The sequence below is a fragment of the Paraburkholderia terricola genome, from assembly GCF_003330825.1.
Taxonomy (GTDB): domain Bacteria; phylum Pseudomonadota; class Gammaproteobacteria; order Burkholderiales; family Burkholderiaceae; genus Paraburkholderia; species Paraburkholderia terricola.
In genome coordinates, this window is record NZ_CP024941.1 from 2,519,534 (window position 1) to 2,546,124 (window position 26,591).

The window sequence follows — 26,591 nt, forward strand, 5'->3', positions numbered from 1 at the left end:
CCGCCGCCATGGCGCACCGCTACGCGTTACCCGACGCCTCCGCGATTCTTGCGGCCAGCCCCGAGTCACGCTGCGTCGGCGTCTCGATAGCCTGCGCCAGCACGGCCCGCGAACCGATCACTTCCACCCGCTCGCGCGCCCGGGTGATCGCCGTGTACACGAGTTCGCGCGACAACACCCGGCTGAACGCCGACGGCAGCATCAGCACCGCGTGTTCGAACTCGGAGCCTTGCGACTTGTGGACCGTGAGCGCGAACGCCGTGTCGTGCGGCGGGAGCGCGGCCGGCGAGACCGCCCGCAGACCGCCGTCACCGGTACGAAAGTACACCCGCAACGCACCGCCCGCGCCCGGCAGCGCGATGCCGATATCGCCGTTGAACAGGCCCAGCGCGTAATCGTTGCGCGTGACCATCACCGGCCGTCCCGCGAACCATTGCGCGCCCACGGCGAGCGTCACGCCGGCCGAGCGTCTCACTTGAGCCGCCATGACCGCATTCACCTGATCGACGCCACGCGGCCCCGAACGCGTCGCGCACAACACGCGGAAGCGGTTCAACGCATCGAAAAGCGGCAACGGGTCCGGCGTTTCGGCGGCGAGCGCCGCGGCGAGCGCGTCCGCATACGGCGCGAAGCCCGCGGCCAGCCGCGCGACCGTGCGCTCGGCAAGCGTCGCGTGGGTATCTTCGTGAAGCGCCGCGGCGCACGGTTCGAGCGGATCGAGGCTCATGACGTCGAGCGCCGCGTTCGCCGAGCCGTTGCGGATCGCGAGCGACAAGCGGCCGATCGGCGATTCGAGGCCGAAGCGATAATTGCGCTCGAGCCAGACGACACAGTCGGCTAGCGGGCTTTGAAGCGGTGATGCCGCCGATCCCATCGCCGACGCGTAGGCAGACGAGACGGCGTGTTCGAACAGATCATCATCGGAGCGCGCAACGACAGCATCCGGCGCATCGGCACGCGCGAACAGATCGTCGGACGGTGCATGAAAATCGTCCGGCGCTTCTTCACGAGTGGACCGGCCGCCTCGCTGCTCGTGGACGCTTCGCGATGCACGCGGCAATGCTTGCGCGAGCCGCGCCTCCTCGATACCCAACGCGGCGGCGATCCGCTGCATCCCGGCTGGCGTGAAGTCCGGACGCGCGCTGAGTTCCGCGAACACCGCGCCGGCCTCGACGGCGGCCAACTGATCCTTGTCTCCGAGCATCACGAGACGCGTGCGCGGGGCGATCGCATCGAGCAGATGCGCGGCCATCGCGACGTCGATCATCGACGCCTCGTCGATCACCACAACGTCATACGGCAACGGATTGTCGCGATGATGCCGGAAACGCCCCCCCGGTCCCGAGCCAAGCAGACGATGCAGCGTGTACGAAGTCTGCGGCAAGCGCGCGGCGAGCGCGGGTGGCAATTCGCCGGCGCGCGCGAGCAAGGCTTCCTGCATCCGCTGCGCCGCCTTGCCGGTCGGCGCAGCGAGCGCGATTCGCAGATCGGCGCGCGCATCGAGCAAGCAGGCAAGCACGCCCACCACGGTCGTGGTCTTGCCCGTGCCCGGTCCGCCGCTGACGATGGTGAGCCATCCTGACAGCGCCATGACGGCCGCGACGCGCTGCCAGTCGAGCTCGTCGTCCTTCGGCGGACCGAAATAACGCAGCAGGCGCTCGTGCAGTGTTTTGGCGCTGGCGTCGGCGCTCGCATCCGCGCCGGTCGCGGCGTCGCCACCGCCCGCAACATGATCACGACCCCGGGCCTGGTCCTCGCGCACCCGCTGTGCCGCCGCACCCGCGTGCGCCACCAGCGAGCGCGCTAGCCGCCGCTCGTAGTCGTAGTAGCGCGCCAGATACAACCGCCCTTGCCCATCGACCACCAACGGACGCAACGCCGCGGCGCTCTGCGAACCGTCGCTCGCCATGCCGCTTGCGAACAGCGCCGCGCGCACCTCCGCGCCCGATGCCTCGAAGCGTCGCGCCAGCACCGCGAGCGGCACGCATACGTGCCCTTCGGCCGTCGCGCGGCTCGCGGCGAACGCGCCCCGCGCCGCCCATTTCACCGCCTCGCCCGACGCGCCGCCGCGCCGCGCCAGGGTGCCGATGCGGCGCGCGAAACCCTCGGCGAGCGCGATGCTGAAATCGGCCGGCGCAGGCAGATTCACGCCGATGTCGATGTCATCGAGTTCCGGCGGCGTCGAACCAGTGTGTTCGAGCCTGCTCATGCGGCACCTCCGATCATCGCCGCGTCGAGCAGCGCGACCAGTTCGAATGGGGGCCTGCGCCCATGCACGCCCGCCGGGCCGTCGGCATCGCGCCACTGCGGACGCACGCCGCGCACGAACAGATACAGATAGCCGCCAATGTGCGTGTCATACGAGTAGTCGCGCAGCCGCGTTTTCAGGTAACGATGCAGCGCGACCGTATAAAGCAGCGCTTGCAGGTGATACGCATGGCTCGCCATGGCCGCCTGGAGCGGCGCGTCGGCGTAGTCGGCGGCACTGTCGCCCAGATGGTTCGATTTCCAGTCGACGATCCAGAAGCGTCCGTCGTGTTCGACGATCATGTCGATGAATCCCTTGACGAAACCGCGCAACACGCCGGGTTCCAGCGCGACGTCGGGATAGCCGTGTTCGATCAGCAACTCGCGCAATGCCGGGAAATCGAGCGACGGCGCCGCGAACAGAAACTCCAGTTCATTGATTCGGCGGCGCGGGTCGAGTTTGGACAGCACCATGCCGGGCACGAGTTCGGTGGTCACGACGTCCGCGATCAGCTTGTGCATCATCGCGGGTAGACGCGTTGCGAGTTCGGGCACGGCCGGCGCCGGGCGCTCGCGCAACGCGCCGCGAATCGCGTCGGGCCAGGTTTGCGGTTTGGTGAAATCCGCCAGTTCGAACATGCGATGCAGGCAGTCGCCCGCCGCCGCGCCGCGCGGAAACGCGAGAATGTCGTCCTCGGCGTAAGACGGCGCCTGCTGCGCGCGCACTGGCACGAGCGGCGGCGCGGACACGAGCGCATCGGCGATCTCGTCGTGATCGGGCCGCACTTCTTCCACCGGCGCGTGCATCTCCTCGGTCTTGCTTCCCGCGGCGATCAGACCGCTGAAGCTCGCCATGCGCCACTGATCGCGCAAGGGCCGGCGATTGGCGCGCGCCTGCATCCGCGCGCCGCTGTCCTGGATGCTTTCCAACGGTACGCGGCGCGCCACTTTCGGCAACGCCTGCAACGTGATCGGACCGCCCGCCAGCGCCTGCCAGCTTGCCGACAAAGCGGCTTCGTCGGGCGGATCGGTGAGCCAGTCGTCAAAGCCGTGACCGCTGCCGCCCACCAGCCAGTTCAACACGCTGCGGCGCGACTCCCGGGTGGAACGCGACGACAGATACGTGCCCGCAACCAGATAGCAACGGTAGACAGCGCGCGTCAACGCGACGTAGACGAGCCGCGCCCGCTCCGCCGCCTGTTCGCGCACCGCGTGACGCGCCGCGCGCTCGGCCTCCTCGTCGTCGCAACCGTAATGCAGCACCGCGTCGCCCGTTTCGTCGTGATACTCGCGCGCGTCCGGCAAGCCGGAAGACGGCGGCTCACGCAGCGCGCCGTCGTTCAGGAACGGACAGAACACCACTGCATATTCCAGCCCCTTCGATTTGTGAACGGTAACGATCTGCACGAGGTTGCGATCCGATTCGAGCCGCAACTGCGCGTCTTCGCCGCCACCTTGCGTGCGTTGCGCGGCGAGCCAGCGCAAGGTCGGCGCGATGCCGGGTTGCGTGGCGGCGCGCGCCTGCACGAGTTCGGCCAGGTGGTTCACGTTCGTCAAACGACGCTCGCCGTCGGCTCCGGCGACCAGCCGTTGCGCGACGCGCAGTTCGCGCATCAGCGTGCGCCACATCACGGCAAAGCCGCGCTCGTGCCACAGCATCCGGTAGCGTGAAAAACGCTCGACCCAGCCCATCGCGTCCGCGGCATGCGCGGGGTCGTCGGCGGGTGCGGGCGCATCGGCGGCCTGTTCGAGACGCCACAACGCGGCGGCGTCGAGCCCGAGCCAGTCGGTCGCCAGCGCGGCGCGCAGGCGGCGCAGATCGCCGGGCGTGTCGACCGCGGCCAGCACGCGTTCGATCTGCTCCGCGTCGAGCGTCGCGAACACCGAGGCCTGCGCCAGTTCCACGCTGCCGACGCCCCACGCCGCCAGCACGCGTTTGATCAGACTGCCCTGTTTATGCGTTTGCACCAGCACCGCGATGTTGCCCGGTGCAAGCGGCGCGCCGCCGATCGTCACGGCGCCTTCACGCGCGCCGCGCAACAGCCGCACGATCTCGGCCGCGCACGCTTCGCTCGCTTCGCGCTGAGCCTCGCGCTTGGTCAATGCGGCGTCGCCTTGCGGCAGGCTCCAGATGCGGAAGTCGCCGGCGCTCGCGTCGGGGTCGGAGAAAGGCGGCCTGCGACGCTCGCCCGCGCGCACCGGCTGATAGTCGAGACCGTCGAGCACGAACGCCTGCGGATTGGCTTCGAAGAGCCGGTTGCAAGCCTCGACGATCGGCGCGGTGGAGCGCTGATTGACCGCGAGCGTGTAGCACGCCGAAGCCGCCGCGCGCGCCGCCAGATAGGTATGCAGATCCGCCGCGCGAAAACTGTAGATCGCCTGCTTCGGATCGCCGACGAGAAAGAGCGGCCCGGCCGGCGCGAAGATGCGGCTGAAGATCGCGAACTGCAACGGATCGGTGTCCTGGAACTCGTCGATCAGCGCGGCCGGATAGCGCGTGCGCAATGCATCGGCAAGCCAGGGGTGCGCCGCAAGCGCGCGGTAGAGGTTCGACAGCAGATCGTCGAACGAGACCACGCGGCGCGTGCGCTTGCGCGCCGCCAGTTCGGCCGGCGCGTAATCGAGCCAGGCCTGAACGAGCGAGAGCCAACGCGCGCGTTGCGCGGCTTCGGCCGCGACCACCGCGGCCGCCAATGCTTCGGCATGTTCGAAGAACGCGTGCTCGGGCGGTTCGAACTTCACCTTGGTGGCCTTCTTCAATGCCGACGCCGTCAGCTTCAACGCGGCCCGCGGCGGCGGCGCATGACAATCGCCCTGCGCGAAGTATTCGCTCCACGCGGCGATCGCCGCGCTCACGTGATCCGGCTTGTGCGTGGTCTTGCTGAGACGCTCTTGCGCCTGCGCGAGCAGACCGACGATCGCGTCGCGCTCCGCACACCAGACTTCGCAGGCCGCATCGAAATCGGCTTGCGGATCGGCGCCGCTTGCGCCCGGATCGGCCTTGCCCCAGCGCAACCGCGCCAACGGCTTCTTCAGACGACGCGCAAGCTGCTCGTCGAGTGAAGCGGGGCCCGCGCGTTTCGCCACCAGCCAGGCGGCGAACGCGGGATGCGCATGGGCCACCGGCTCGACCTGCTCGCGCCAGAAATCAGCCGCCATCTCGAAGCGCAACGCCGCGTCGTCGGCTTCCATTTCGAAGGCGAACGGCATGGCGGCGGCGAACGGCGCCTCCTGCAACGCGCGCTGACAGAATGCATGGATCGTGTGAATCGCGGCCTGGTCGAATGTGCGCAATGCGCGGCGCACTACCTTCAACGCGGCGTCACGCTCGATGCCCCCCTCGGGCGCGAGCGTCGTTTCAAAGAGACGCTGGATGAACGGATCGCCGCCGTCGTCGTCCAGGTCGATTGCCCGATGCAGTTCAGCGAGACGGCCGCGAATGCGCTCGTGCAATTCAGCGGTGGCCGCCTTGGTGAACGTGACGACGAGAATCTGATCCGCGTTCAGGTTCTTTTCGAGCAGCAGGCGCACGTACAACGCGCAAATGTTCCAGGTCTTGCCGGTTCCCGCCGACGCCTCGATCTGGTTGACGCCGTCGAGCGAACAGGCGAATACGTCGAGTTCCTCGGCAACCAGCGCGTGATGCTGAAGGGCGCGGTTCATGACGCGCTCCGCAGATGCTGCACGAGCGGCCTGAAAACGATCGACGCGAGATTGCCGAACGGTTCGTCGAGCGTGAGCGGCGTGCCGCGTAGCGCGATGCGCAACGCCGCATCGTCGGATTCGCCGCGCACGCGATCATTGACCCACACGCCCAGAGCCGCCGAATCGCTTTCGCTCACCTTGGTCCAGGCGCTCTTCGGGAAAAACCGCAGCGGCAACCTGCGCCCTGCTCTGAACAAGGCGGCAAGCGGCGCCAGTTCATCGAGCGGCGCGGCGACCGGCGCGAGTTCGAAGCTCTCGCCGCTGCCGTGCCACACAGTACGGCGCGGGCCATCCGGCTGCGCGGCGCAATAGACCAGATGCGCGAGCCACGCGGACAGATAGTCGCGCGCGGTGGGTTTGGCGTAGCGGAAAATCACTTGTCCGGTTTCCGTCAGCAAATTCAACGTGCCGTGCAATTGCAATGGCGCTTCGGCGGCTTCACGCAGCGCCGGGTCGTGTGGACCGAAGAGCGTACCCGCCATCTCACCGCTGTCGGGCCAGCGCGGCGCGATGTCGAGCACGAACGGCATGCGCTCGACGCCCGCGACCACTTCGCGGCGCACGCTGTCGGCAAGCTGGCGCAGCGCGCCGAGTTCCCGCGCACGCCATACCGCGCCGGTCGCGCCGCCCGGCAATTCGGGACTGGCCGCGGCGACGCGGCGTACGCGTTCGTCAAGCATGTCGTCTTCGGTATCGCTGTCGAGCAGTACGGGCAACAGACGCTCGGCCAACGCGTCGCGCCCGGCGTAGTCGAGTTCGAACGGTTCGGTGTCGAGCAGTTCGCCTTGCGCATCCGACAGCACGATGCCCAGGCGGTCGCGCAACAACTCCCGCGCCGGATGTCGCCAGAAGCGCACGAATTCGTCGAAGGCAACCGGCGCCTCGTCTTCCGGCGGCAATGGCTGATCGAAGAACGGCGCGGCGGCGGGATGCCGCGGCGCGGCCAGCAAGGTGGCCAGCTCCGCGCGATCGGCGTCGTAAGTGAACAGCTCGCCGCGCGGCGAAAAATAGTCCGATGCGAACGCCTGCAGCGGATGGTCGACGATGAACGCATGACGCGCCGCTTCGACTTGCGAGGGACTCGCGCCCTCGCCCGCCGACACTTGCGCGAGATGGTCGAGCAATTCGTCGACCAATGCGGCTGGCGGCAACGGCGCATTGTCGCGAATGCTGCGCCCCGTATACGCGATGAACAGGCGATCGCGCGCGGCCAGCAGCAGATCGAGGAACAGATTGCGCTCGTCGTCGCGGCGCTGCCGGTCGCCGGCTTTGCCGAACGCGGCCATCAGGTCGAACTCGTCGGCGCGCGCGAGACTCGGCAGCACGCCGTCGTCCATGCCGAGCAGGCAGACGATCCTGTACGGCAAACCGCGCAAGCTCGTCAGCGATGAAAACGTCACGCTGCCCCAGGGCACGCCGCCGCGCGCCGGGTCGTCGAGCGCTTCCGTGAGCGCGCCGCGCACCACCGCGGCCGGCAACGCGACCTCGTGCGCGCCGGCTTGCATGGCTTCGCCCATCTTGTCGATCGCGTCGCGCACGGCCGCCAGCGAATCGGCGAATGCCACGCCGCCGTCGAAACACTGCGCGAGCGTTTCGAGCAGCAGTTGCGTCCATTGGGCCGGCGTGCGTTCGTCCGCGCAACGCGCGGCGAAGCTGTCGATGTCGTCGACGAAACGCGAGAGGCGGCCGAGCAATTCGGCGTCCGAGCCGTCGGCGCCTTCGACCGGCAACCAGGCGTCGACCGGTTCGCCGCCGTCCGGCATCGCGTAACCCAGGTAAAGACGCGTGAGCGCATCGGCGAACGTGTGACGGGCGACCGGCACGTGTTCGCCGGTCGGCTCCACCGGCGCGAGCCCGCGCCGCGCGCCGGCCGCGGCCAGCCACTCCTGCGCGGCTTCGAGCGCGCTTGCGTCGATGCCGTAGCGCGCGGCGATCGCATCCACGCGCAGCCATTCGATCAGGTCCGGCGCACTCACACTGCGCTCGGGCAGCGCCAGCCAATCGAGCAGCAAGCGCGCGACCGGGTTGGCCTGCGACGGCGGCAAGCCGGTGATCCGATACGGAATGCGGCGCGTATCGCCGGGCGGCGCCGTGCCGAACACCGCATCGATCAACGGGCCGGCCGTCGCGAGATCGGAGACGGCGACCAGCACGTCGGACGGCTGCAAATCGTCGAACTCGTCGAACCAGCCGAGCAGGCGGTCATGCAGCACTTCGAGCTGCCGCGACAGGCTGTGGCACACATGGACTTCGATGCCGCGCTCGGTCGGCAACGCGTCGGGATCGATTTCCACGCGCAAATCGAGGATGCCGTTCTGCACGGCGGCAAGCCAGCTCGGCTGCGGATTCTCGGTGAAGTCGCCGGTCTCGCCGGATGCCGCGCTCTCGGTCAGCTCATGCAGCATATGCAACTGCGCCTGGGTTTGACGGCCCCATTCGGCCAGCAACGGATGCCCGACTTCCTGATAGTCACGCTGCCCGGCGGCGTCGAGCGCTTCGATGCGCCCTTCACTGACCACGTCGAACCAGAACTCGCGGCACGGGTTCATCACGTACAGACGCACGTCGACCCAGCGCGACAGCGCGCGCAACAATGCGACGTGCAACGGCGGCATGGTCGGCAGCGCGAACACGCTCACCGCTTCGGGCCAATCCGCCCTGGCGATCGCATCGAGATCGAGCGTGCCGATTTCCTCGAGGAAGCGATAGGCGGGCGGCAATGCGGCAGCCGGCGTTTGCGCGTCGCCCGCCACCTCGGCAAGCACCGCGCGCCACAATGCCGCCTGCCAGCGCTCATCTTCACGCGCCGCCTCGCTCGCACCGACGAGACGCGGGCCGTTGTCGTCCGCCGCGCCGCTCGCAAAGATCGAACCGCCCTTTTGCCATTGCAGCAACCATTCCGGGCGATAGGTCAGATAGTGGTCGAGCACGGTGGCCACACGTCGCGCCAGTTCGTAGCGCATGGACGCGTCCGCTGCATCCAGATAGGTACGCAGACGCGGCGACGCGTTCCAGGGCAAGGCTTCATCCGCCTCGCCCAGCAGCCGGTAGCAGCGCCACACGAGCCGGTCCGGCGCGAACGGCGAATGCCTGGGCACCTCGATCACCCCGCCGATCCGCGCCCACAGCCATTGGGCGAGATAGCCGAACTCGACATTCGCGCAGATGCCCTGGCGCGCGGCGATGTCCAGTTCGAGCCGCCGCCGCACCGCCGCGCTCGGCACGATCACGGGCTGCGCGGTCCACGGATCGGACGGCGCTTGCGCGAGGTCGTCGAGCAGCGCGCCGACAAGCGTTTCGTAGCGATTCGAGTAGAAGAGCTGGAGCATGGATGGGGAGGCCGGCGTGCGGCGCGAGCGAAACGCCCAGGCCGCGACAGAAAGTGAAGCGACAGCATAACAAAGGCGCTCCCAACGCAGAACCCGGCCGAATGGACGAGGTCAGATCGGGCGCAAAATCAGTTAGACTCGACGGCGGTTTGGGTCTGTCCCTGCAACGCCGTTTTCTCTGCGAATGGAATCCAGGCAGTCGATGCGCTATTCGGTTGAAATAAAAAAATTCCTTTACAGCCAGTACTTTTACGGCGGTCTGCGCATCGCGGTCGGCGTCTCTTTACCCGCGGTACTGTGCCTCGTCGTGTTCAACAATCGCGAACTCGGCTTCACGATCGCGACCGGCGCGCTCGGTGCCTGCGTGGTCGATATGCCGGGCCCGCTCAAGTACAAACACAACGAGATGCTGGCGTGCTCGGTGATCGGCTTCCTGGCCGCGCTCGCCACGGGCCTCGCCACGGTCAATTCGGTGGCGCTGTGGTGCACGGTGGTGCCGCTCACCTTCGTGCTCTCGCTGATCGTCGTGTACGGCAACCGCTGGCCGCAGATCAGCTTCGCCACGCTCTTCATGATGATCCTGACGCTGGAGGAGCGCTTCACGCCGATCCAGGCGTTCGTCAACGCGTCATGGATCCTGGTGGGCGGCCTCTGGTACACGTATTGGTCGACCTTCGTGAGCCGCTGGATGATGCATCGCATCGAGCAGCAGGCGCTCGCCGAAAGCGTGTTCGCGTGCGCCGACTATCTGCTCGCGCGGGCCGCGTTCTACGATCTCGACAACGATCTGGACGAGTGCTATCGGAATCTGGTCGACAAGCAGATCGCGGCGGTGGAGCGTCAGGACGCCGCGCGCGACATGGTGCTGCGCAACCTGCCCAGGCTCAAGAGCGGCAAGCTCGAACCGCGCCGCGCCATGCTGTTCAATCTGTTCATCAATACGGTCGATCTTCACGAACTGTTCGTCGGCACGCATACGGATTACCCGTTGGTGCGCAATACGTTCGGCGGCTCGGATCTGCTGGTGTTCTACCGCGACCTGATTCGCAAGGCGGCCGCGGATCTTGAGGAGATCGGGCTCGCGGTGCTGCAAAATCAGGCGCCGCGCATGCGCGTCAACGTGAAGGCGGAATTGCGCGCCATCGAGTTCGAGATCGAACTGATGCGCAAGCAGGACCTGCCGGCGAAGAATCCCGAGGCGTATTCGGCGGTGTCGTCCACGTTCCGGCGCATCTGGAGCGCCACGCGGCTGATCGACAAGATGCGCAAGAGCCTGTCGGGCGATCCGAGCGCGACCGAAACCGAATTGCGCCTCGACCAGGCGCTCAGCCGCTTCGTCTCGAGCCGCCGCGTGCCGTTCGGCCAGATCTTCTCGAACCTGACGATGGCCTCGCCGAGCTTCCGCCATGCGCTGAGGGTGACGATCGCGGTCGCCGTCGGCTTCTGGCTCGGCCGCCTGCTGCCGCTCACCAACGCGTACTGGATCGTGATGACCACCGTCATCATTCTGAAGCCGGGCTATTCGCTCACCAAGCAGCGCAATGGGCAGCGGATCGTCGGTACGTTGATCGGCTGCACGGCCAGCATCGCGTTGATCATCTTCGTCAAGGAACCGCACATCCTGCTGGTGGTGATGTTCGCGTCGATGGTGATGAGCTACAGCCTGCTGCTGTTCAACTATGCGGCAAGCGTGGTGTTCACCTCTTCCTACGTGCTCTTGATGTTCCATCTGCTGGCGCCGGGCAGCATGCGCATCATCGGCGAACGCGTGATCGATACGGTGGTGGGATGCGCGATCGCCATCGCGGCGAGCCATCTGTTCCCGTACTGGGAATACCGGCTGATGGGCAAGCTCGTCAACAACATGATCAGCGCCACGCGGCAGTATCTGGAAGCGAGCTGGTGGTGGAGCGGCAAGCCGGCCGCCGCCGTGATCGCCACCGTGACCGAGGCGGGTGCGCGCGCGCCGGCCGCGGCAATGGCGGATCCGGCGATCGATATCCCCAGACCGGCGCTGGCCGCCGCCAACGGCGGGGTCGATGTTGGAACAAGTCGCGGAGCGAGTGGTGGTGTGAGTAGTGGTACCGGCAGCGGGCCAGGTGCGGAAACGAACGCCAACGCGATTGCGCATGCCGGTGCGGCCGCCGTCGCCAGCCCGCCCGCCAAACCGCCGGCGACTGGCGCCTCCCCTGCCGCCGCGGCCGCTGCCACGGCGCTCGATCGCGACTATCGCTACCGGCTCGCGCGCAAGAACGTGCATGTGGCCTTCGCCAATCTGGGCCAGGCGTTTCAGCGCATGATGCTCGAACCGAAGTCCGCGCAAAAGTTCGTCCCTGAACTGAACGACCTGCTGGTGCGCAGCCACGTGCTCGCCTCGCAGATCACCGTGGTCGCGCCTTTGCTGCGCACCTCGGCGCAGCAGAACGACGGTGTTTCGCTACAGCCGCTGCAACGCGCGCTGAGCGTGGTTCGCGACAATCTGACCGAAGCCGAGGCCTGCACGGCGCTGCCCGCCGAGCAGGGCGAACAGATCAAACTGTTGAACCGTGAGCTCGATGCGATGGTGGTCGAAACCGAAAAGTCCCCGGACTATCCGGCGGACGCCGTAAATGACATGAAACTGCTCGCCCACCAGTGCAAACAGATGCTGAGCGCGTCGGCGCAGATTCGCAAGGACGCGAGCGTGATTCGCCTGCCGGAAGGCTGACACGGCGACGCGCGGGGGAAGAACGTCGCGCACCTGCCAACCCTCGGCAGAGGTCGCGTCGCGCACCCGCGCCAATGCGTTAGGGCGTTGTGGTTTTTAGCGTGCGCGGCAGGTCGCCGGTGATTCGGGCGTGGTTGTCGAACCGATGAACCGTGCCGTTCTATTGCGCCTGCCCGCTTGCGGGCCTGGCGACGGTAGCCGCGGCGGCTGCCGTGGAGGAAATCGACGGCGCCGTCGCATTCTGATTGTCGAAATCGCGCTTTTCCGTGATGGCGTTATAGAAAAGCGTGGCGATCACGAGCAATACCGCGACCACGATGAAAACGGCAATGCCGAAGGTCGGATTCTTCTTGCGCGGTGGCTTGTTCATGAGGCGGGCTCGGTTCGCGAGGCTGTCGCGGATAGGTCGGGAAAGGCGGCATTCTACGCCCAGCGAGCTTGCACTCGGCTTGCAGCCGGCGGACAAGCGCATGCTGCGACCGAGGCGGCGCCCATCCGCAACTCGTAGTTTGCGTGAATCACCTGTCTTACTAGCCGAAGCGGATCGCAGGGCGTTCTCGCGGACCGAGAATTTGCGCCTCCTACATTGGGAATATTCCTCAATTGCACGTTAGAGACTCTGGCGCTTTGTAAGCAGAATCCGATTTATTGCGCGCGCAGTAATAAACCGGCATTTAATATCAGCCTCAGCCGGCTTTTTGCGAAAAAACGCAGAAAATGCCCATGCTAGAGTGCACGCCCTGACGAGTTTTATTTTTCACCCGGCTCGCACTCGGCAATCCTCATCGAATTGAAAAAGAAAACCTATCTGGTGACCGGCGCCTCCGGCTTCATTGGTCGGGCGCTCGTTGACCGCCTTCGGCTGGAGGGGCACGACGTTCGTCGTGCGGTAAGGCGCATGGTGCCGGGAGCGTTCAACGTCCAATGCCCTCTTGGCGCGTCGGTCGACGCTTGGCATGACGCACTGGAAGGTGTCGATGGCGTCTTTCATCTCGCCTGGTCAACGGTTCCCAAGACAGCGGACAGGCTGCCATTGGACGACGTCACAACCAACGTGGTGGGCACGGTGGGTTTGCTGGAGGCACTTCGGCGACGCCCCGGCCTCCCAATGGTTTTCGCTTCGTCGGGCGGCACCGTCTACGGCGCCCCAGAGACAACGCCGGTTTCGGAAGCGCATCCCTTGAGGCCGCTAGGACTCTACGGCGCTTCGAAAGTATCAGCGGAGGTTTACGCGATGCTTTACCGCCGCCAATTCGGTGTCGATGCTCGCATCCTCCGTATCAGCAACCCTTACGGACCCGGCCAAAATGTCGAGGGACAACTTGGGGCGGCGTCGATCTTCGCCTGGCGCGCGTTGACCGGACACGAAATCCGGATCTGGGGCGACGGTTCAATCGTCCGCGATTATCTTTATATCGACGATGTGGTGGGCGCATTTTCCGCGGCGATAAAAGTCGATCCCGACGCGTTCGGCTCGAGCGAGCCCATTTTGAATATCGGATCGGGGCATGGAACGTCCCTGAAGCAAATCGTCGAAACGATCAGCGACATTCTGGGGCGACCGATCCGTGTTGAATATGAATCGTCGAGATATTTCGATGTTCCGGTCAACGTCCTCGAAGTATCGCGCGCTGAACAGTTGCTTGGCTGGACCGCGACTACCGGCTTGCGAGATGGCATGAGCAAAATGCTCGATTACTTTTCGAAACAACTGGTTTCACAGGTCCAACTCACTTGATAACGTCGATGCCTTTAATTTCGGTGGTAATACCTTTTTTTAATCAATTAAGGTTTCTTCGTCAAAGTGTGGAAAGCGTTCTCAGGCAAACCCACACTGAATTCGAAGTAGTCGTCGTCGACGATGGCTCCGACGAAGATCCGTCGGACCTCGTGCGCTCGCTGAACGACCCACGTATCAGGCTCATCCGGCAAACCAACGCCGGTGTGGCGACGGCGCGCAATACTGGAATCGCAGTCAGTAACGGCGAGTATTTCGTGTTTCTCGATGCCGACGACTGGCTGGCGCCAACGATGCTTGAAGATCTGAAGCATATTCTCGCGGCGACGCCAGATGCAGGCATGGCTTATAGCGACATCGTTCGCGTTGGCGAGGAAGGAGAAATCGCAGACGCTCATAAGATCGAGCATGCGAGAGATCAGTTAAGCGGGAATATTTTGGCGTCGCTTCTATTGGGCGGATATTTCCCGCCGGTCTGCGTGATGGTCCGAGCATCGGCACTAAACATGGTCGGGGGCTTCGATCAATCATTGGGCGGATGCTGTGATTGGGATATGTGGCTCCGCATTGCTGCCGCCGGGTTCAACGCAAGGTTTCATTCGCGTGAACTTGCCTACTATCGGCTCCATGCCCGTTCGATGAGTAAGGACTCGGCGCACATGCGATCGGCGGCGGTCTTAACTCTCGCAAAAAATATGGCGGCCTTTCCACAGCAGCTCGCATCCGCCACGCATCTGCTGGTGGAAACGTCGGCAGAAATGTATTCCGCCAATTCCGCACTAGCACGCGAGAAACAAGATTTGACGGAGTCCCTTACGCAGGAAAGGGACCGCATCGAGTATCTAGAAGAAGCGATAGCGGCGCTCAACGGTCAGATCAACCTGCTGACGGAAGGAAAAGCGTGGCTCGAGCAGCAATGGGAAGCGTACAAAAAAGATAACGAAAACAAGCAAGCGGTAATCGATTCCCTCGTGACCAACTCCAATATCAACCGATAGACAATCTAATTTTCAAGTCGGGCAAATTAAATATCGCCATGGTTCTTGATCTATTTCGCATTGCACGAAAACGCGCTGGCAGCCTTGTCGAGCCCATGGCCTATGCATTGAATTTGCCTCGCAACGATGCCAGGCTAGTTCGGCAGTCGTCGCTTTTCGATGCGGCGTACTACCTGAATGAAAACCCGGACGTCGCGGATGCGGCCGTCGACCCAGCCATCCATTACGTACGTCACGGATGGAAAGAAGGTCGTCAACCCGGCCCGATGTTCGACGGAAACCGCTATCTGGAAGACTACCCGGACGTTCGGCTCGCCAGCGTGAATCCGCTGGTCCATTACATCAAATTCGGCGATTCGGAAGGCCGTCAAACGCACGCCGTCACGTTACCGGGGGCTGATCGGAAAACCAACCGCGCCACGTCGCACACTGGTGCTGAACCTGGGTTATCCGTCGAGAAGGCGAGGGAAATTATCGCTGAGTCAGGGCTGTTTGACCGTGACCTGTATCTTCAGCTCTACCCCGATCTGGCGATCCTGCCTGATCCCCTTGATCACTACGTCCGGCATGGAAGCTTCGAAGGCCGGCGCGCACACCGGCTCTTCGATGGCCATTGGTACGCATCGGCTTACCGGGACGTGGCTCAGAGCGGTTTGCAACCGCTCGTCCACTACATCACGATCGGCAAGGCCGAGGGTCGCCGATGCGGACTGCAGCCGCGCATATTAGACAAAATCGAAAAGATGGTGGCGGAAGCCGGGGAACTCGAGAGCACGATCTTGCTTGACGCTACCTTGGTCGAGCCCGCGCTGCTGGGTTTCAATTACGGCGGCCAGTCCTGGCCGGGAATCGTTGCATGGCAAAAGCTTTTCGATTCGCTGCCTCACGCGTTCGATCACATCGTCTTTGTGCCGTGGCTCGTGCGCGGCGGCGCCGATCTGGCCGCGGCGAACGCGGTGCGGGCCGCCATTCAGCACCATGGCAATGATTCGACGCTCGTCGTGCTTACAGATCACGACCGGAGTGACTCGATCGACTGGCTGCCGGTCGGAGCACATGTTCGTGTCCTATCGGAATTTGGATCGTCGCTAACGCGGTCAGACAGGATTCAGATGGTGGAGTCGTTAATCCTGGCTCTGCGTCCGAAGTCAGTATTGAACGTCAACAGCGGCGCGTGCTGGGACAGCATTGTCCAGAAGGGTGCCGCTCTTGGCAAAGTGACGAATCTCTACGCCTGCCTGTTTTGCCGGGACTACACCGCCGACGGCCGAGCGGCAGGGTATGCGGACACACACTTCCGAGACAGCCTGCCATTTCTAACGAAAGTCTATTTTGACAACGCCGGCTTCATGCATGAACTCGCGAACGACTATGGTGTACCGGCAAGCCTGCGCGCGAGGATGATCACGCTTCATCAACCTATTGGCAACGTGTCTATCGGGAAATTCAAAACCGGTTCGCCACAGGGCAACCGGGTTATCTGGGCCGGCCGTTTTTGCATGCAGAAAAACGTGGATCTGCTGATAGAGATCGCCCAACTGGCAACAGACTTTCATTTCGACATCTATGGCTACGGCGACGACGCCTATCTGAAGAAGCTCAGAACCTTTGCAAACGTGCTGCCCAACCTGACCGTCAAGGGTCCGTTTTCCGCTACATCGGAATTACCCGTCGATGAGTACAACGCCTTTCTGTACACCTCGCTCTGGGATGGCCTGCCGCTCACCTTGGCTGACGTAGCTTGCATGGGCATACCGGTCGTCGCGTCCGCTGTCGGCGGAATTCCCGACCTTGTCACTGAGCAAACCGGCTGGTTGATCCGGGAATATAAGGACGCGGCTCCCTACGTGGACGCGCTTCGCGAAATTCGCCGTTCCCCCGATGAGGCCCGCCAGCGCGCCAGGCGAATGATGGCTTGGGTCAGGCAAGAGCACTCGTGGGACCATTTTTGCAAGACCTTGTCTGTGTCTCCGTCGTTTCTCGATTAACAGGCTGCTGAAATAAAGTCCGACAGAAGCAGCCTTTCTGCACTTACGCGGCTCTCGCCACAAGGTTTATCGCATTGTGCAATTTCAACGTGAATTCCACGCTTGTTCGGCAGTTTGAGGCCAATTTCTGGCTTCATTGCCGCGTTTTCGCTGCTACAGACGGACTTGTGTCAGTGAGCGCATGCGCACGAGGTTGTAGGCAGCCATGTTCAACACGAACATCTGGTCCACTTTCTTCAACCCGCGCACCACCACCTGGCGCATGCGCCCCACGGTCTTGGCCCACCCGAAGCCTTGTTCGATCAACTTGCGCTTTTGCTGCGAAATGGCGTAGCCCACGCTCGAGGCAATGGTATCGGGCACGGATGAACGCCGCCCCGAGGTGTTTTGCGCAACGTGCGGTGTGACCTTCATCTGCTGGCACGCCTCGATGAATTCCTGTGCGTCGTAACCCTTGTCTGCGCCCAGCGTGATTTCTGCGCTCGCATCTTCTGCCGCTTGCCGCGCGTCGTTGATCATGACCTTGGCCGCTTCGCGCTCGGCGTGCCCGTCAGCGCGCGTCACGCACGCGTTGACCACCAGACCATGTCGATTGTCGGTCAGCGTGTGGCCCATGTAACGCAATTCGCTGGCCGTATTGCCTTTGCGATAGAGCCGTGCATCGGGATCGGTCCGGGACTCATGCGTCTCGTTGCTGCGCTTCTCGCCTTTAAAGTCGCCTGCGTTGCCGCCGTCGCTGTCCTGATCGTCACTGTCCTTGGGCACGAAGCTCTTGTGCCCCGCCCACGCCTGGATCAGCGTGCCGTCCACGCTGAAGTGCTCTCCCGAGAGCAGGCACTTCTTCTCAGCGATCGCCACCACTTCGTTGAAGAATTCGATCACCGCATCATGCTTGATCAGGCGTTCGCGGTTCTTCGTGAAGACCGTCGGTACCCAAACCTCGTCATCCATCGCCAGGCCGATGAACCAGCGAAACAGCAGGTTGTATTGCACCTGATCCATCAATTGGCGCTCCGAGCGGATGCTGTAGAGCACCTGGATCAGCATGGCTCGCAGCAACTTCTCCGGCGCGATGCTCGGCCGCCCACCCTTGAGGTCGGCCTCGTACATCCCGGCAAACAACCGATCCATCTTCACCAGTGCTTCGTTCGCCATCACCCGGATCGAACGCAACGGATGCGACTTCGGAACGAAGTCGTCCAGCTTGCGCATGGAAAACAAACTCTCGGTGAATGTGTCGGCGCCGCGCATGATCTCCAAGGGGCAAGTGGGGGTCTTCCATCAACGCTTCAGGGGCCTTCAGCGATGACATTACCGCCGATACTTCAGCAGCCTGTTAAGTCATGACCAATTTTGATATCACAGCCGTCATAAACGGCCATTCTGAAGGCCTTTTGGCAAACGCTTCGCTCAACAGTCTAAGCAGGTGCGCTGACATTGCTGCTGCATCGGGATTGCGAGTGGAGATGCTCGCGGTGCTCGATAGGCCGACCGAGGTGACACTGCACGTATTCGAATCGTTCGCCGCCAAACGCGCCGACCTGAGAGTAGTGACAGTGCAGCACGGCGATACCGGCTATGCCCGCAACACCGCTGCAAACGAAGCCAGAGGCAAATGGATCGGTTTCCTCGACGCGGACGACATTTGGGGGGCCAACTGGCTACTTGAGGCCTATAAAGCAGCCGAAGCCGACCCGCGAAACGTCGCGTGGCACCCGGAGGTCAATGTCTACTTTGGCGTAACGCCCCATATTTTCTTGCACGTGGATATGGAGGATCCCAGTTTCCATCTGGCTCATCTCGCATACACGAACGCATGGACTTCGTTGGTCTTCACGTCCAGGCAGTTTTTGAGGGCTGTTCCCAACACCGGAACCGACCTCAAGAACAACATCGGCTATGAAGACTGGAGATGGAATATCGACGTTGTGAACAACGGCGGAATCCACAAAATTGTTCCCAATACCTCGCACGCAATTCGGACACGACATACCTCTCTGGTCAAGCAAACCTTTGCAGCGGTTTGCATTCCAAGACCGTCCGATCTGTTTCGCAACGAGATCAGGAGTCGCGCCCGGCGGACTGATGAGATCAGTCGGGCATTTGCCCGAGACGGCGCACCGGCAGCGCCGTCGAATACTTGATCCGCTCCATTTTAGACAAATATTCTTTCAGATCAATCACCCGGCGTCGGAATCCACGTGCATGGCACCTCCATGGCACCGCGGCCATTGCCACGGATCGTCATAACTCGTTCGACGACAGGCAGCGACCGGCCAGTTCCTGTCCTTGGCCATCGCGGCGATTGAGACATTCGATTGTTCGGAACACTTGAATATCGCTCGTCTGCATGAGATTCGCACGCGTCGACGCGTGGACCAAATCGCCGACCAATGCCCTTCCGGGATATGCGGGCATGTATAGGTGTTGGTCGTCGGCGCGCTCGTTGGAGCGAACGTTTCCGACGAGTTTTTCATCTTGCCCGTCAACGCTCGCAATTCGCGACAAGCGAACAGATTTCAGCTGGCGGCGATACCGTCTGAGCATTCTTGCGCAGGACGCCGGAACGCACACGGAACAGCGGAAGGACGCTCGGTGCATGCGCTCCGGGTCTGGCCTTATTCGGGATCTTGCCGCGGTGATTCTGAGCCAGTCGCAAGCCATTGTCATGCTGTCGACATACTGCGAAAGCCAATCACCCTCGCTCACGACGAAGTGAGGATTTTTTGCTGTTGCGTAATTGTTAAATATCGCAAGGCCATCCGACTCCCTATGGGTTTATGTAGACAAGTCAATTCGCCTATGAGAAAGTCTCGACGACGAATTGCGGGAACTTACATTGTCTTACCTTGTCGCGGCACGCCCAGCCCGGAATTCACTGGGCAGGAGCCGAATTTTTGATGCGTGCAACCGTTGGACCGCCTTTGGGTTCGACTTCTGGAAGGATTTCCGCACACAAGTCTCAGAAAAATATTACCTAAAGTTTCTGCTCCAACTGCCGTAACCTTGGCTAACACTGAGCTTTCTGTCTGCGACGATTAACTCTCGCGGCGATGCTGCTCGCCTTATTAACCAAGGCACCTGATTGTTAGATCTTTCCAATTACCGTTCGTCTGCACAAAGCACAATAGATAATTAGAAATCCTAATATTCGGGATTAGGTGTTATGACGGAGACCAAACATGACTACTCTTTTTTCGATCAGTTAACTAAGAAAGGAAAACGCAATGAACAAGAGCCGATATAAGCTGGTCTGGAATCGTCGACTTGGGACGCTGGTAGCGGCGGCCGAGACGCAGCGCGGCGTGCAGGGCGAACCGGGGCAAGCGGAAGTGGGACAGGGCGGAACCCCATTGAAATCAAAGGCGGCGCTGGCGGTATTGACGGCATTGATGCTGCTGCCGGTGAGTCAGGCGTACGCAGATAACCTTGCAGTCGGCGGTCAAAACGCGGGGATCAATGAGACCATCGGGGGCGCTGCGGCGGCGCCTACAGCGACCACAGGCGGCACGTTCCCCGCAGTCGCCGGAGCCGACGGCTCAAGCCAGAATACCGCTGTCGGTGTCAATGTGTCAGCGCAGGGGGGGGCCGCGACTGCATTGGGCGATACTGTCACGGCGAATGGTACGAATGCCACGGCGGTTGGCGCCAATTCGGTCGCAAATGGCACGAGAGCAGTAGCGTTCGGCGGTGGGGCGACCACGACGACCGGTGACGCGACTGCAATCGGTGCTCTTGCACACACTACTTCTGAATTCTCGACGGCGGTCGGTACCAATAGTTCAGCCGCTGGCGGAACGGCGGTGGGTTTTCAGGCGAGCGCGAATGCGAGTGACGCTACAGCAGTCGGTGTCGATTCCGTCGCATCCGGGATCGGTAGCGTTGCAATTGCCCGCGCACAGGCGACTGCCCAGAACGCAATCGCTATTGGTGAGAATGCCTCGGCAGTTGATCTGAATACCGTAGCGGTAGGCACCGGAGCGGTCGCAAGTACCAACAGTGCAACAGCACTAGGTCCCTTAGCGACGGCAAGCGGCGGCAGCTCAACAGCGATTGGCAACCAAGCCTTGGCAAGTGGGGGATCGGCCATTGCAATTGGTCAATCTACAACCGCATCAGCAATTACTTCTGTCGCGGTTGGATTTAATGCGAATGCCGCGTCGGCCAACGCGATTGCGCTGGGCACGCTCACCCAAGCGACGGGCACCAACACAATTGCGATCGGTAATGCGGCGGTGGCTTCGACCAACGAATCGACGGCGCTCGGTTCCGGCGCGGTCACACGTGCCGCAACGAACGTAAGTAGCGTCACGCTGAACGGGGTCACGTTCGGTGGCTTCGCAGGCGCGACACCGCTTGGTGTCGTGAGTATCGGCGCGGTCGGCCAGGAACATCAGCTGCAGAATGTCGCCGCAGGGCAGATCAGCGCCACTAGCACCGACGCCGTGAACGGCTCCCAGCTTTTCTCGATCGCTTCGCAGGTTGCGGCACTGTCGAATAACCTGACGTCACTCACAACCACCGTCAACACTATTTCGACAACCGGGTCGAACGGCACGGTAGCCGATCCAACAGGTACGGCAGTTGGCACAAATTCGGTCGTGTCCGTTCCCAACGGAACCGCTGTCGGTGACGGCTCGAATGTTTCGGGCCAGGACGGTACGGCGATCGGCACTCACACGACGGTCACGGCTGCACGTGCAACTGCCATTGGCACGAGCTCCAGGGTCACAGGCACGAATGGAACTGCAATCGGTGATGGTTCGAACGTCACCGCCACGAACGGAACTGCTATCGGCGCAAATTCCCAGGTCACCGCGAACAATTCGGTTGCCCTGGGTGCAAATTCAGTTGCAGACCGGGACAACACGGTTTCGGTCGGTGCGCCGGGTGCTGAGCGTCAAATTACCAACGTTGCAGATGGTACGGCTCCGACTGATGCTGTGAACAAGCGCCAGTTGGACGGCGCGATCAATTCGGTGCGCGATGAAATGTCGAAAAATCGCAAGGATGCTGCCGCCGGCACGGCGAGCGCTATCGCTATGGCGAACTTGCCGCAGGCTGTCCTGCCGGGCGAAAAAGTTGTCGCGCTTGGCGCAGGCAATTACGGCGGTCAGTCGGCTATGGCAGTGGGTCTCTCGGTCGCGACGCAAAAGTGGATGGTCAAAGGCTCGATCACGACCGCTGTTTCGGGTCACGGCTCGGTTGGAGCAGGCGCTGGCGTTGGTTACCGCTGGTAAGCAATTCGGCTGTCTCCCCGCTGCTGTCGCAGTTGCCTCACAGCGGCGGGCAGTCACCGTGAGCGGCGCAGTAGAGGCGTGTGCGGTCACATGCAGTCGTCTGTGTCAGAGCCAATGCTGACGACTGATCGGCTGCTTCGCCTCTAGAGCGGTCGTTTCAATTGCGTCTAATTGAACGGCTGAGATGGGTCCGATTTCTGGCGCTCGCATAACCCGCGGCGATCGAGCGAAGTCTGCGTCAGGGCTCGTTCGGCCGCCCTCTCTATCATCCAGGCTGCGACTGGTAGCATATGCCGATGATGCAGCAGTACCTGCGCACCGCCTGACAAGGCTTCGATCAACGAGCTACGCCATCGGCTACGCTCGCTACCTTTCTGTCCGCCCGCCATCGGCCAACAGCGGTCAATCGACACCGACTCTCGGATAGTCGACAATCGATGCCGCTCGCCCCCCCCCCCGGAATCGCCAAGATCATGTCCATACCCACGCTACGCCAGATCGACCGCCAGCTAACGAACGACATAGATCGGCTGCAAGCTGTGCGGAAAGGTGCTCCAGGTTATAGCGTAGCTGTCGAGGGCAAGTTGCCGACTCCGAACGCCGCCATTGAGGTACTCGATGCGCTGCCGCCAGGCAAAGGCCGCTCGGACAAGTTCGTCTACGAAATCGCTCACGACACCGAGGTGGTCGGTTGTCTCGAAATGGTGCGTGGCTATCCAGAGACCGACATCGCTTTCATCGGCCTGTTGCTGTTTCGGGAAGGGTCCAGGGACGAGGCTTTGGCCCACAGGTTCTGCGTCTCGCTGAAGCAATTGGGTCGCTTTCCATCGCAAACTTGGATTTCTGATGACGCGTGAGAACGACAAGGGCTTCGAGTTCGTCATCACCCTGGATGAACTGGCCACGAAACCAGCAGTACGGCGTGCCACTGCACGAGCGACATCCCCCTTGGGGTAACGCGCAAAGCCAACTGTGCTCATTCGTAACGATAGGCGCATATTCCCTGAAAATGCGTCTAAACGTCGGTCACTAAGAGCGCAAGTTACCACCTCTGAGGGGCCGCTTCCGGGAAGCATGACTGACCGTTGAGGGTCGGGCTGCGTCAGCCCGCTCTTCAATTTCATCGCCGGAAAGCGGCCAGAGGAATCTCGCGGTCCGGGAGCGGACCGTCGTCAATGCGTACTCCCGACCCACCTCAGCCGTTCGAGCTCTCGCAACCGTGTGGCGGCTTTCGGACTCGAACCGCCGTCTGATATCGCCGTTTTCTTCGACGGAAAGCTTTGGAGCCGAGAGTGCCCACACGCCTCGTTTGGAGATGCTGTAGGCAGTTTGCGACCCGATTATTCAATTCACGCTACTCCGATGGCAAGTCTCAAAGCGGTCAGCAATTCGAGAACGCAAGCCGGTAAATCAAAGCCACGAAACCAGCGCGAATGCGGAGACTTGTCTCGCCAGTCACGTAGTTGCTGCATGTACTAGCAACTAGCCGAGAAAACTGCGGTCAATAACGACGAAAGCCGCGCGCCGAAACGGAGTTTCAAATTGTTCAGTCGCTGCAGGAGATCTGATACACAGTCCAACCACATCCCCCACCGTTGACAACAGATTTTGGCGTTAGTGAAAAGCCGCTACCTTTTTGTGCGTTGCCGTCTCCGTCATACTTCGTGCAAATCCCGGCGCCAATTTTTTGGACGTAGTCTTTCGCCCCGTGGCCACATGGGTACTCCATCCCTTCCCACTTTGGTCGATCGCCCCCCTCGCCTACGAGAATGTCAACTGTTTTACCAGCGGCCGCCGTGCCCGGTAAAAGTGCGAGCACACCCAACACACCCGATATAGCTAACCCTCGCGCGGTTTTCACATAACCTCCTAGATTGGGAACGGACTATCAAAGATTACGTTGGTCGTTAGAAAACGTTCACGCGCTCACCGCTTTTAATATAGGGGTGCCCATACGAACTACCACCATTAAGCGAATATTCAATGTTCGCTTCATCGGAGGCATCTCCGTTCGCCGTCACTTCTCGGCAATCGTCTTGGGGAATATCCTCGTTCAAGATTATCTGCATGCCATTGTTCTTATCCTTAACAACGACATGCGTTTTTCCAATCGCGTTTTTCGTGCAGATAAAGAAGGTCACTGACATGATTTTCCAATTCTTAGACGTAGTAAAAAAGTAATGTAGACGAAAGAATCTAGAAACGAAAACAAATCGCTTCGGTTTATGTGCGGTAGGACACTGAAATTGAGTGATTAACGATGTGGCAGCTCGGTTACGCTTGGATTGCCGACCGGCACATTTTGACGAGCACTAGCAGGCTGCTGAAATACAGTCCGACAGAAGCAGCCTTTCTGCACTTACGCGGCTCTCGCCACAAGGTTTATCGCATTGTGCAATTTCAACGTGAATTCCACGCTTGTTCGGCAGTTTGAGGCCAATTTCTGGCTTCATTGCCGCGTTTTTCGCTGCTACAGACGGACTTGTGTCAGTGAGCGCATGCGCACGAGGTTGTAGGCAGCCATGTTCAACACGAACATCTGGTCCACTTTCTTCAACCCGCGCACCACCACCTGGCGCATGCGCCCCACGGTCTTGGCCCACCCGAAGCCTTGTTCGATCAACTTGCGCTTTTGCTGCGAAATGGCGTAGCCCACGCTCGAGGCAATGGTATCGGGCACGGATGAACGCCGCCCCGAGGTGTTTTGCGCAACGTGCGGTGTGACCTTCATCTGCTGGCACGCCTCGATGAATTCCTGTGCGTCGTAACCCTTGTCTGCGCCCAGCGTGATTTCTGCGCTCGCATCTTCTGCCGCTTGCCGCGCGTCGTTGATCATGACCTTGGCCGCTTCGCGCTCGGCGTGCCCGTCAGCGCGCGTCACGCACGCGTTGACCACCAGACCATGTCGATTGTCGGTCAGCGTGTGGCCCATGTAACGCAATTCGCTGGCCGTATTGCCTTTGCGATAGAGCCGTGCATCGGGATCGGTCCGGGACTCATGCGTCTCGTTGCTGCGCTTCTCGCCTTTAAAGTCGCCTGCGTTGCCGCCGTCGCTGTCCTGATCGTCACTGTCCTTGGGCACGAAGCTCTTGTGCCCCGCCCACGCCTGGATCAGCGTGCCGTCCACGCTGAAGTGCTCTCCCGAGAGCAGGCACTTCTTCTCAGCGATCGCCACCACTTCGTTGAAGAATTCGATCACCGCATCATGCTTGATCAGGCGTTCGCGGTTCTTCGTGAAGACCGTCGGTACCCAAACCTCGTCATCCATCGCCAGGCCGATGAACCAGCGAAACAGCAGGTTGTATTGCACCTGATCCATCAATTGGCGCTCCGAGCGGATGCTGTAGAGCACCTGGATCAGCATGGCTCGCAGCAACTTCTCCGGCGCGATGCTCGGCCGCCCACCCTTGAGGTCGGCCTCGTACATCCCGGCAAACAACCGATCCATCTTCACCAGTGCTTCGTTCGCCATCACCCGGATCGAACGCAACGGATGCGACTTCGGAACGAAGTCGTCCAGCTTGCGCATGGAAAACAAACTCTCGGTGAATGTGTCGGCGCCGCGCATGATCTCCAAGGGGCAAGTGGGGGTCTTCCATCAACGCTTCAGGGGCCTTCAGCGATGACATTACCGCCGATACTTCAGCAGCCTGCTAGGAGCAAAAATCCGACGGGCCGCTTCGGCTAGATCGGCCTGCGATGATGTTCTCTGCGCTCGGCGTGGCGTCAATCTGCTGCGCATTCGCGATGAAGGGTACAGCGCCCGCCGCGATTGCGTATTTCGGCGAACGTGACCGCCGATTTCGGGAACGTGACCGATCCGGCGGGGTTGGGCGTTGCGCGGTGTTGATTGTAGATTTTCTTGTTAGTTCTGGTCGAGTTCGGGCTCCAGGACGTTGGGTTTTAGGGATGCCTTTCTGAGGGATTCACCGGTGAGCGTGATCCGGTGATGACGCTGCATGAGACGGTCGAGCATTGCGTCGGCGATGGTCTCGTCGCCGATCCATCCATGCCAGTGCTCAATCGGTAACTGGCTGGTGATGATGGTCGCCTTTCCCGCCGAGCGGTCATCGATCATCTCGAGCAGATCGTTTCGAACCATCGCATCGAGGGGCGCCATTCCCCAATCGTCGAGTAGAAGCACGTCAACGCGGGCGACCTGCAGCAGCCATTTTGTGAAGCCCCCATTGCCGTGCAGAACGCGAAGCTCCTCGCCAAGTCGCGGCACGCGCAGATACAAGGCCGAATGCCCGCGCCGGCAAGCGTATTGGGCTAGGGCGCAAGCGAGCCACGATTTCCCAGCGCCGGTTGGACCGCTGATGAGCAGGCTGTAGCCGGCTTGGACCCAGTCACCGAGCGCGAGACTCGTGAGTGAGCGCGGATCAACGCCACGGCCAGCGCGCGTGTCGAGATCTTCAATGGCGGCTTGCGGATACTTGAGGCGCGCCTGCTTGAGCAGTCGGGTACGACGGCGATCATCACGCCAGCTGGCTTCCCGGTCGACCAGCAGTGACAGGCGTTCCTCGAAGCTCAGGCTGGCCGCACCGGGCTGCGTCAGTTGTTCTTCCAGGCCGTCAGCGAAGCCGTCCAGCTTCAGGGTGCGCAGTTGCGTCAGTGTCTGTTGCATCATCATGGTGGG

15 protein-coding genes are annotated in these 26,591 nt (G+C 61.9%); 7 read left to right on the top strand and 8 right to left on the bottom strand.

Annotated features, from left to right (window positions below; genetic code table 11):
• Positions 1 to 19 precede the first annotated feature (19 nt).
• The 3 genes from CUJ90_RS11160 to recC are packed head-to-tail and all read right to left on the bottom strand — an operon-like array spanning position 20 to position 9,281.
• Complete coding sequence (locus CUJ90_RS11160) at positions 20 to 2,209, bottom strand: AAA family ATPase (RefSeq protein WP_114162710.1); 2,190 nt, start codon at positions 2,207 to 2,209, stop codon at positions 20 to 22.
• The gene (gene recB, locus CUJ90_RS11165) at positions 2,206 to 5,910 is read right to left on the bottom strand and encodes an exodeoxyribonuclease V subunit beta (RefSeq protein WP_114162711.1); all 3,705 of its coding nucleotides are present in this window, start codon (positions 5,908 to 5,910) and stop codon (positions 2,206 to 2,208) included. Before recB ends, CUJ90_RS11160 begins: the two co-directional genes overlap by 4 nt.
• A complete protein-coding gene (gene recC, locus CUJ90_RS11170; RefSeq protein WP_114162712.1) occupies positions 5,907 to 9,281 on the bottom strand; it encodes an exodeoxyribonuclease V subunit gamma in 3,375 nt (1,124 codons plus the stop codon). The genes recB and recC overlap by 4 nt, the downstream gene beginning before the upstream one ends.
• Positions 9,282 to 9,483: 202 nt before the next feature.
• Here recC and CUJ90_RS11175 point away from each other — a divergent pair, with 202 nt between their 5' ends.
• Entirely contained in the window at positions 9,484 to 11,988 is a 2,505-nt protein-coding gene (locus tag CUJ90_RS11175) for an FUSC family protein (RefSeq protein ID WP_114162713.1), read from the top strand.
• Positions 11,989 to 12,148: 160 nt separating this feature from the next.
• Here the strand turns inward: CUJ90_RS11175 and CUJ90_RS11180 are convergent, their stop codons facing one another.
• Positions 12,149 to 12,358 (bottom strand): hypothetical protein, encoded by a 210-nt coding sequence (locus CUJ90_RS11180; RefSeq protein ID WP_073429828.1) that lies wholly within the window; start codon positions 12,356 to 12,358, stop codon positions 12,149 to 12,151.
• Positions 12,359 to 12,778: 420 nt separating this feature from the next.
• Between CUJ90_RS11180 and CUJ90_RS11185 the strand changes: the two genes are divergently transcribed.
• From CUJ90_RS11185 to CUJ90_RS11195, 3 genes are read left to right on the top strand one after another with little or no spacing between them, the layout of a single operon-like run.
• On the top strand, positions 12,779 to 13,726 hold the full coding sequence (locus CUJ90_RS11185; protein ID WP_161553691.1) for an NAD-dependent epimerase/dehydratase family protein: 948 nt from the start codon (positions 12,779 to 12,781) through the stop codon (positions 13,724 to 13,726).
• Positions 13,727 to 13,734: 8 nt separating this feature from the next.
• Positions 13,735 to 14,724 (top strand): glycosyltransferase, encoded by a 990-nt coding sequence (locus CUJ90_RS11190; protein WP_114162715.1) that lies wholly within the window; start codon positions 13,735 to 13,737, stop codon positions 14,722 to 14,724.
• Positions 14,725 to 14,762: 38 nt separating this feature from the next.
• Positions 14,763 to 16,712, top strand: coding sequence for a glycosyltransferase family 4 protein (locus CUJ90_RS11195; RefSeq protein ID WP_114162716.1), 1,950 nt, complete (start codon positions 14,763 to 14,765; stop codon positions 16,710 to 16,712).
• Between the two features lie 153 nt (positions 16,713 to 16,865).
• Here CUJ90_RS11195 and CUJ90_RS11200 read toward each other — a convergent pair whose 3' ends face one another.
• Entirely contained in the window at positions 16,866 to 17,963 is a 1,098-nt protein-coding gene (locus CUJ90_RS11200) for an IS5 family transposase (RefSeq protein ID WP_073432981.1), read from the bottom strand.
• A 92-nt stretch (positions 17,964 to 18,055) separates the two neighbouring features.
• Between CUJ90_RS11200 and CUJ90_RS11205 the strand changes: the two genes are divergently transcribed.
• The 3 genes from CUJ90_RS11205 to CUJ90_RS11215 all read left to right on the top strand — a co-directional run bounded on the left by CUJ90_RS11205 (position 18,056) and on the right by CUJ90_RS11215 (position 22,809).
• Positions 18,056 to 18,856, top strand: a complete 801-nt coding sequence (locus CUJ90_RS11205; RefSeq protein ID WP_114162717.1) for a glycosyltransferase family 2 protein — start codon at positions 18,056 to 18,058, stop codon at positions 18,854 to 18,856.
• Positions 18,857 to 19,939: 1,083 nt separating this feature from the next.
• The gene (locus tag CUJ90_RS11210; protein ID WP_114162718.1) at positions 19,940 to 21,952 is read left to right on the top strand and encodes a YadA-like family protein; all 2,013 of its coding nucleotides are present in this window, start codon (positions 19,940 to 19,942) and stop codon (positions 21,950 to 21,952) included.
• Between the two features lie 473 nt (positions 21,953 to 22,425).
• A complete protein-coding gene (locus tag CUJ90_RS11215) occupies positions 22,426 to 22,809 on the top strand; it encodes a hypothetical protein (RefSeq protein ID WP_244219909.1) in 384 nt (127 codons plus the stop codon).
• Between the two features lie 1,050 nt (positions 22,810 to 23,859).
• Here CUJ90_RS11215 and CUJ90_RS11225 read toward each other — a convergent pair.
• The 3 genes from CUJ90_RS11225 to istB all read right to left on the bottom strand — a co-directional run bounded on the left by CUJ90_RS11225 (position 23,860) and on the right by istB (position 26,585).
• Entirely contained in the window at positions 23,860 to 24,099 is a 240-nt protein-coding gene (locus tag CUJ90_RS11225) for a hypothetical protein (protein ID WP_114162719.1), read from the bottom strand.
• 323 nt (positions 24,100 to 24,422) lie between these two features.
• Complete coding sequence (locus CUJ90_RS11230; RefSeq protein WP_073432981.1) at positions 24,423 to 25,520, bottom strand: IS5 family transposase; 1,098 nt, start codon at positions 25,518 to 25,520, stop codon at positions 24,423 to 24,425.
• Positions 25,521 to 25,817: 297 nt separating this feature from the next.
• Positions 25,818 to 26,585: an IS21-like element helper ATPase IstB gene (gene istB, locus CUJ90_RS11235; RefSeq protein WP_114162720.1), complete on the bottom strand. Its 768-nt coding sequence runs from the start codon at positions 26,583 to 26,585 to the stop codon at positions 25,818 to 25,820.
• Between the last annotated feature and the right edge of the window lie 6 nt (positions 26,586 to 26,591).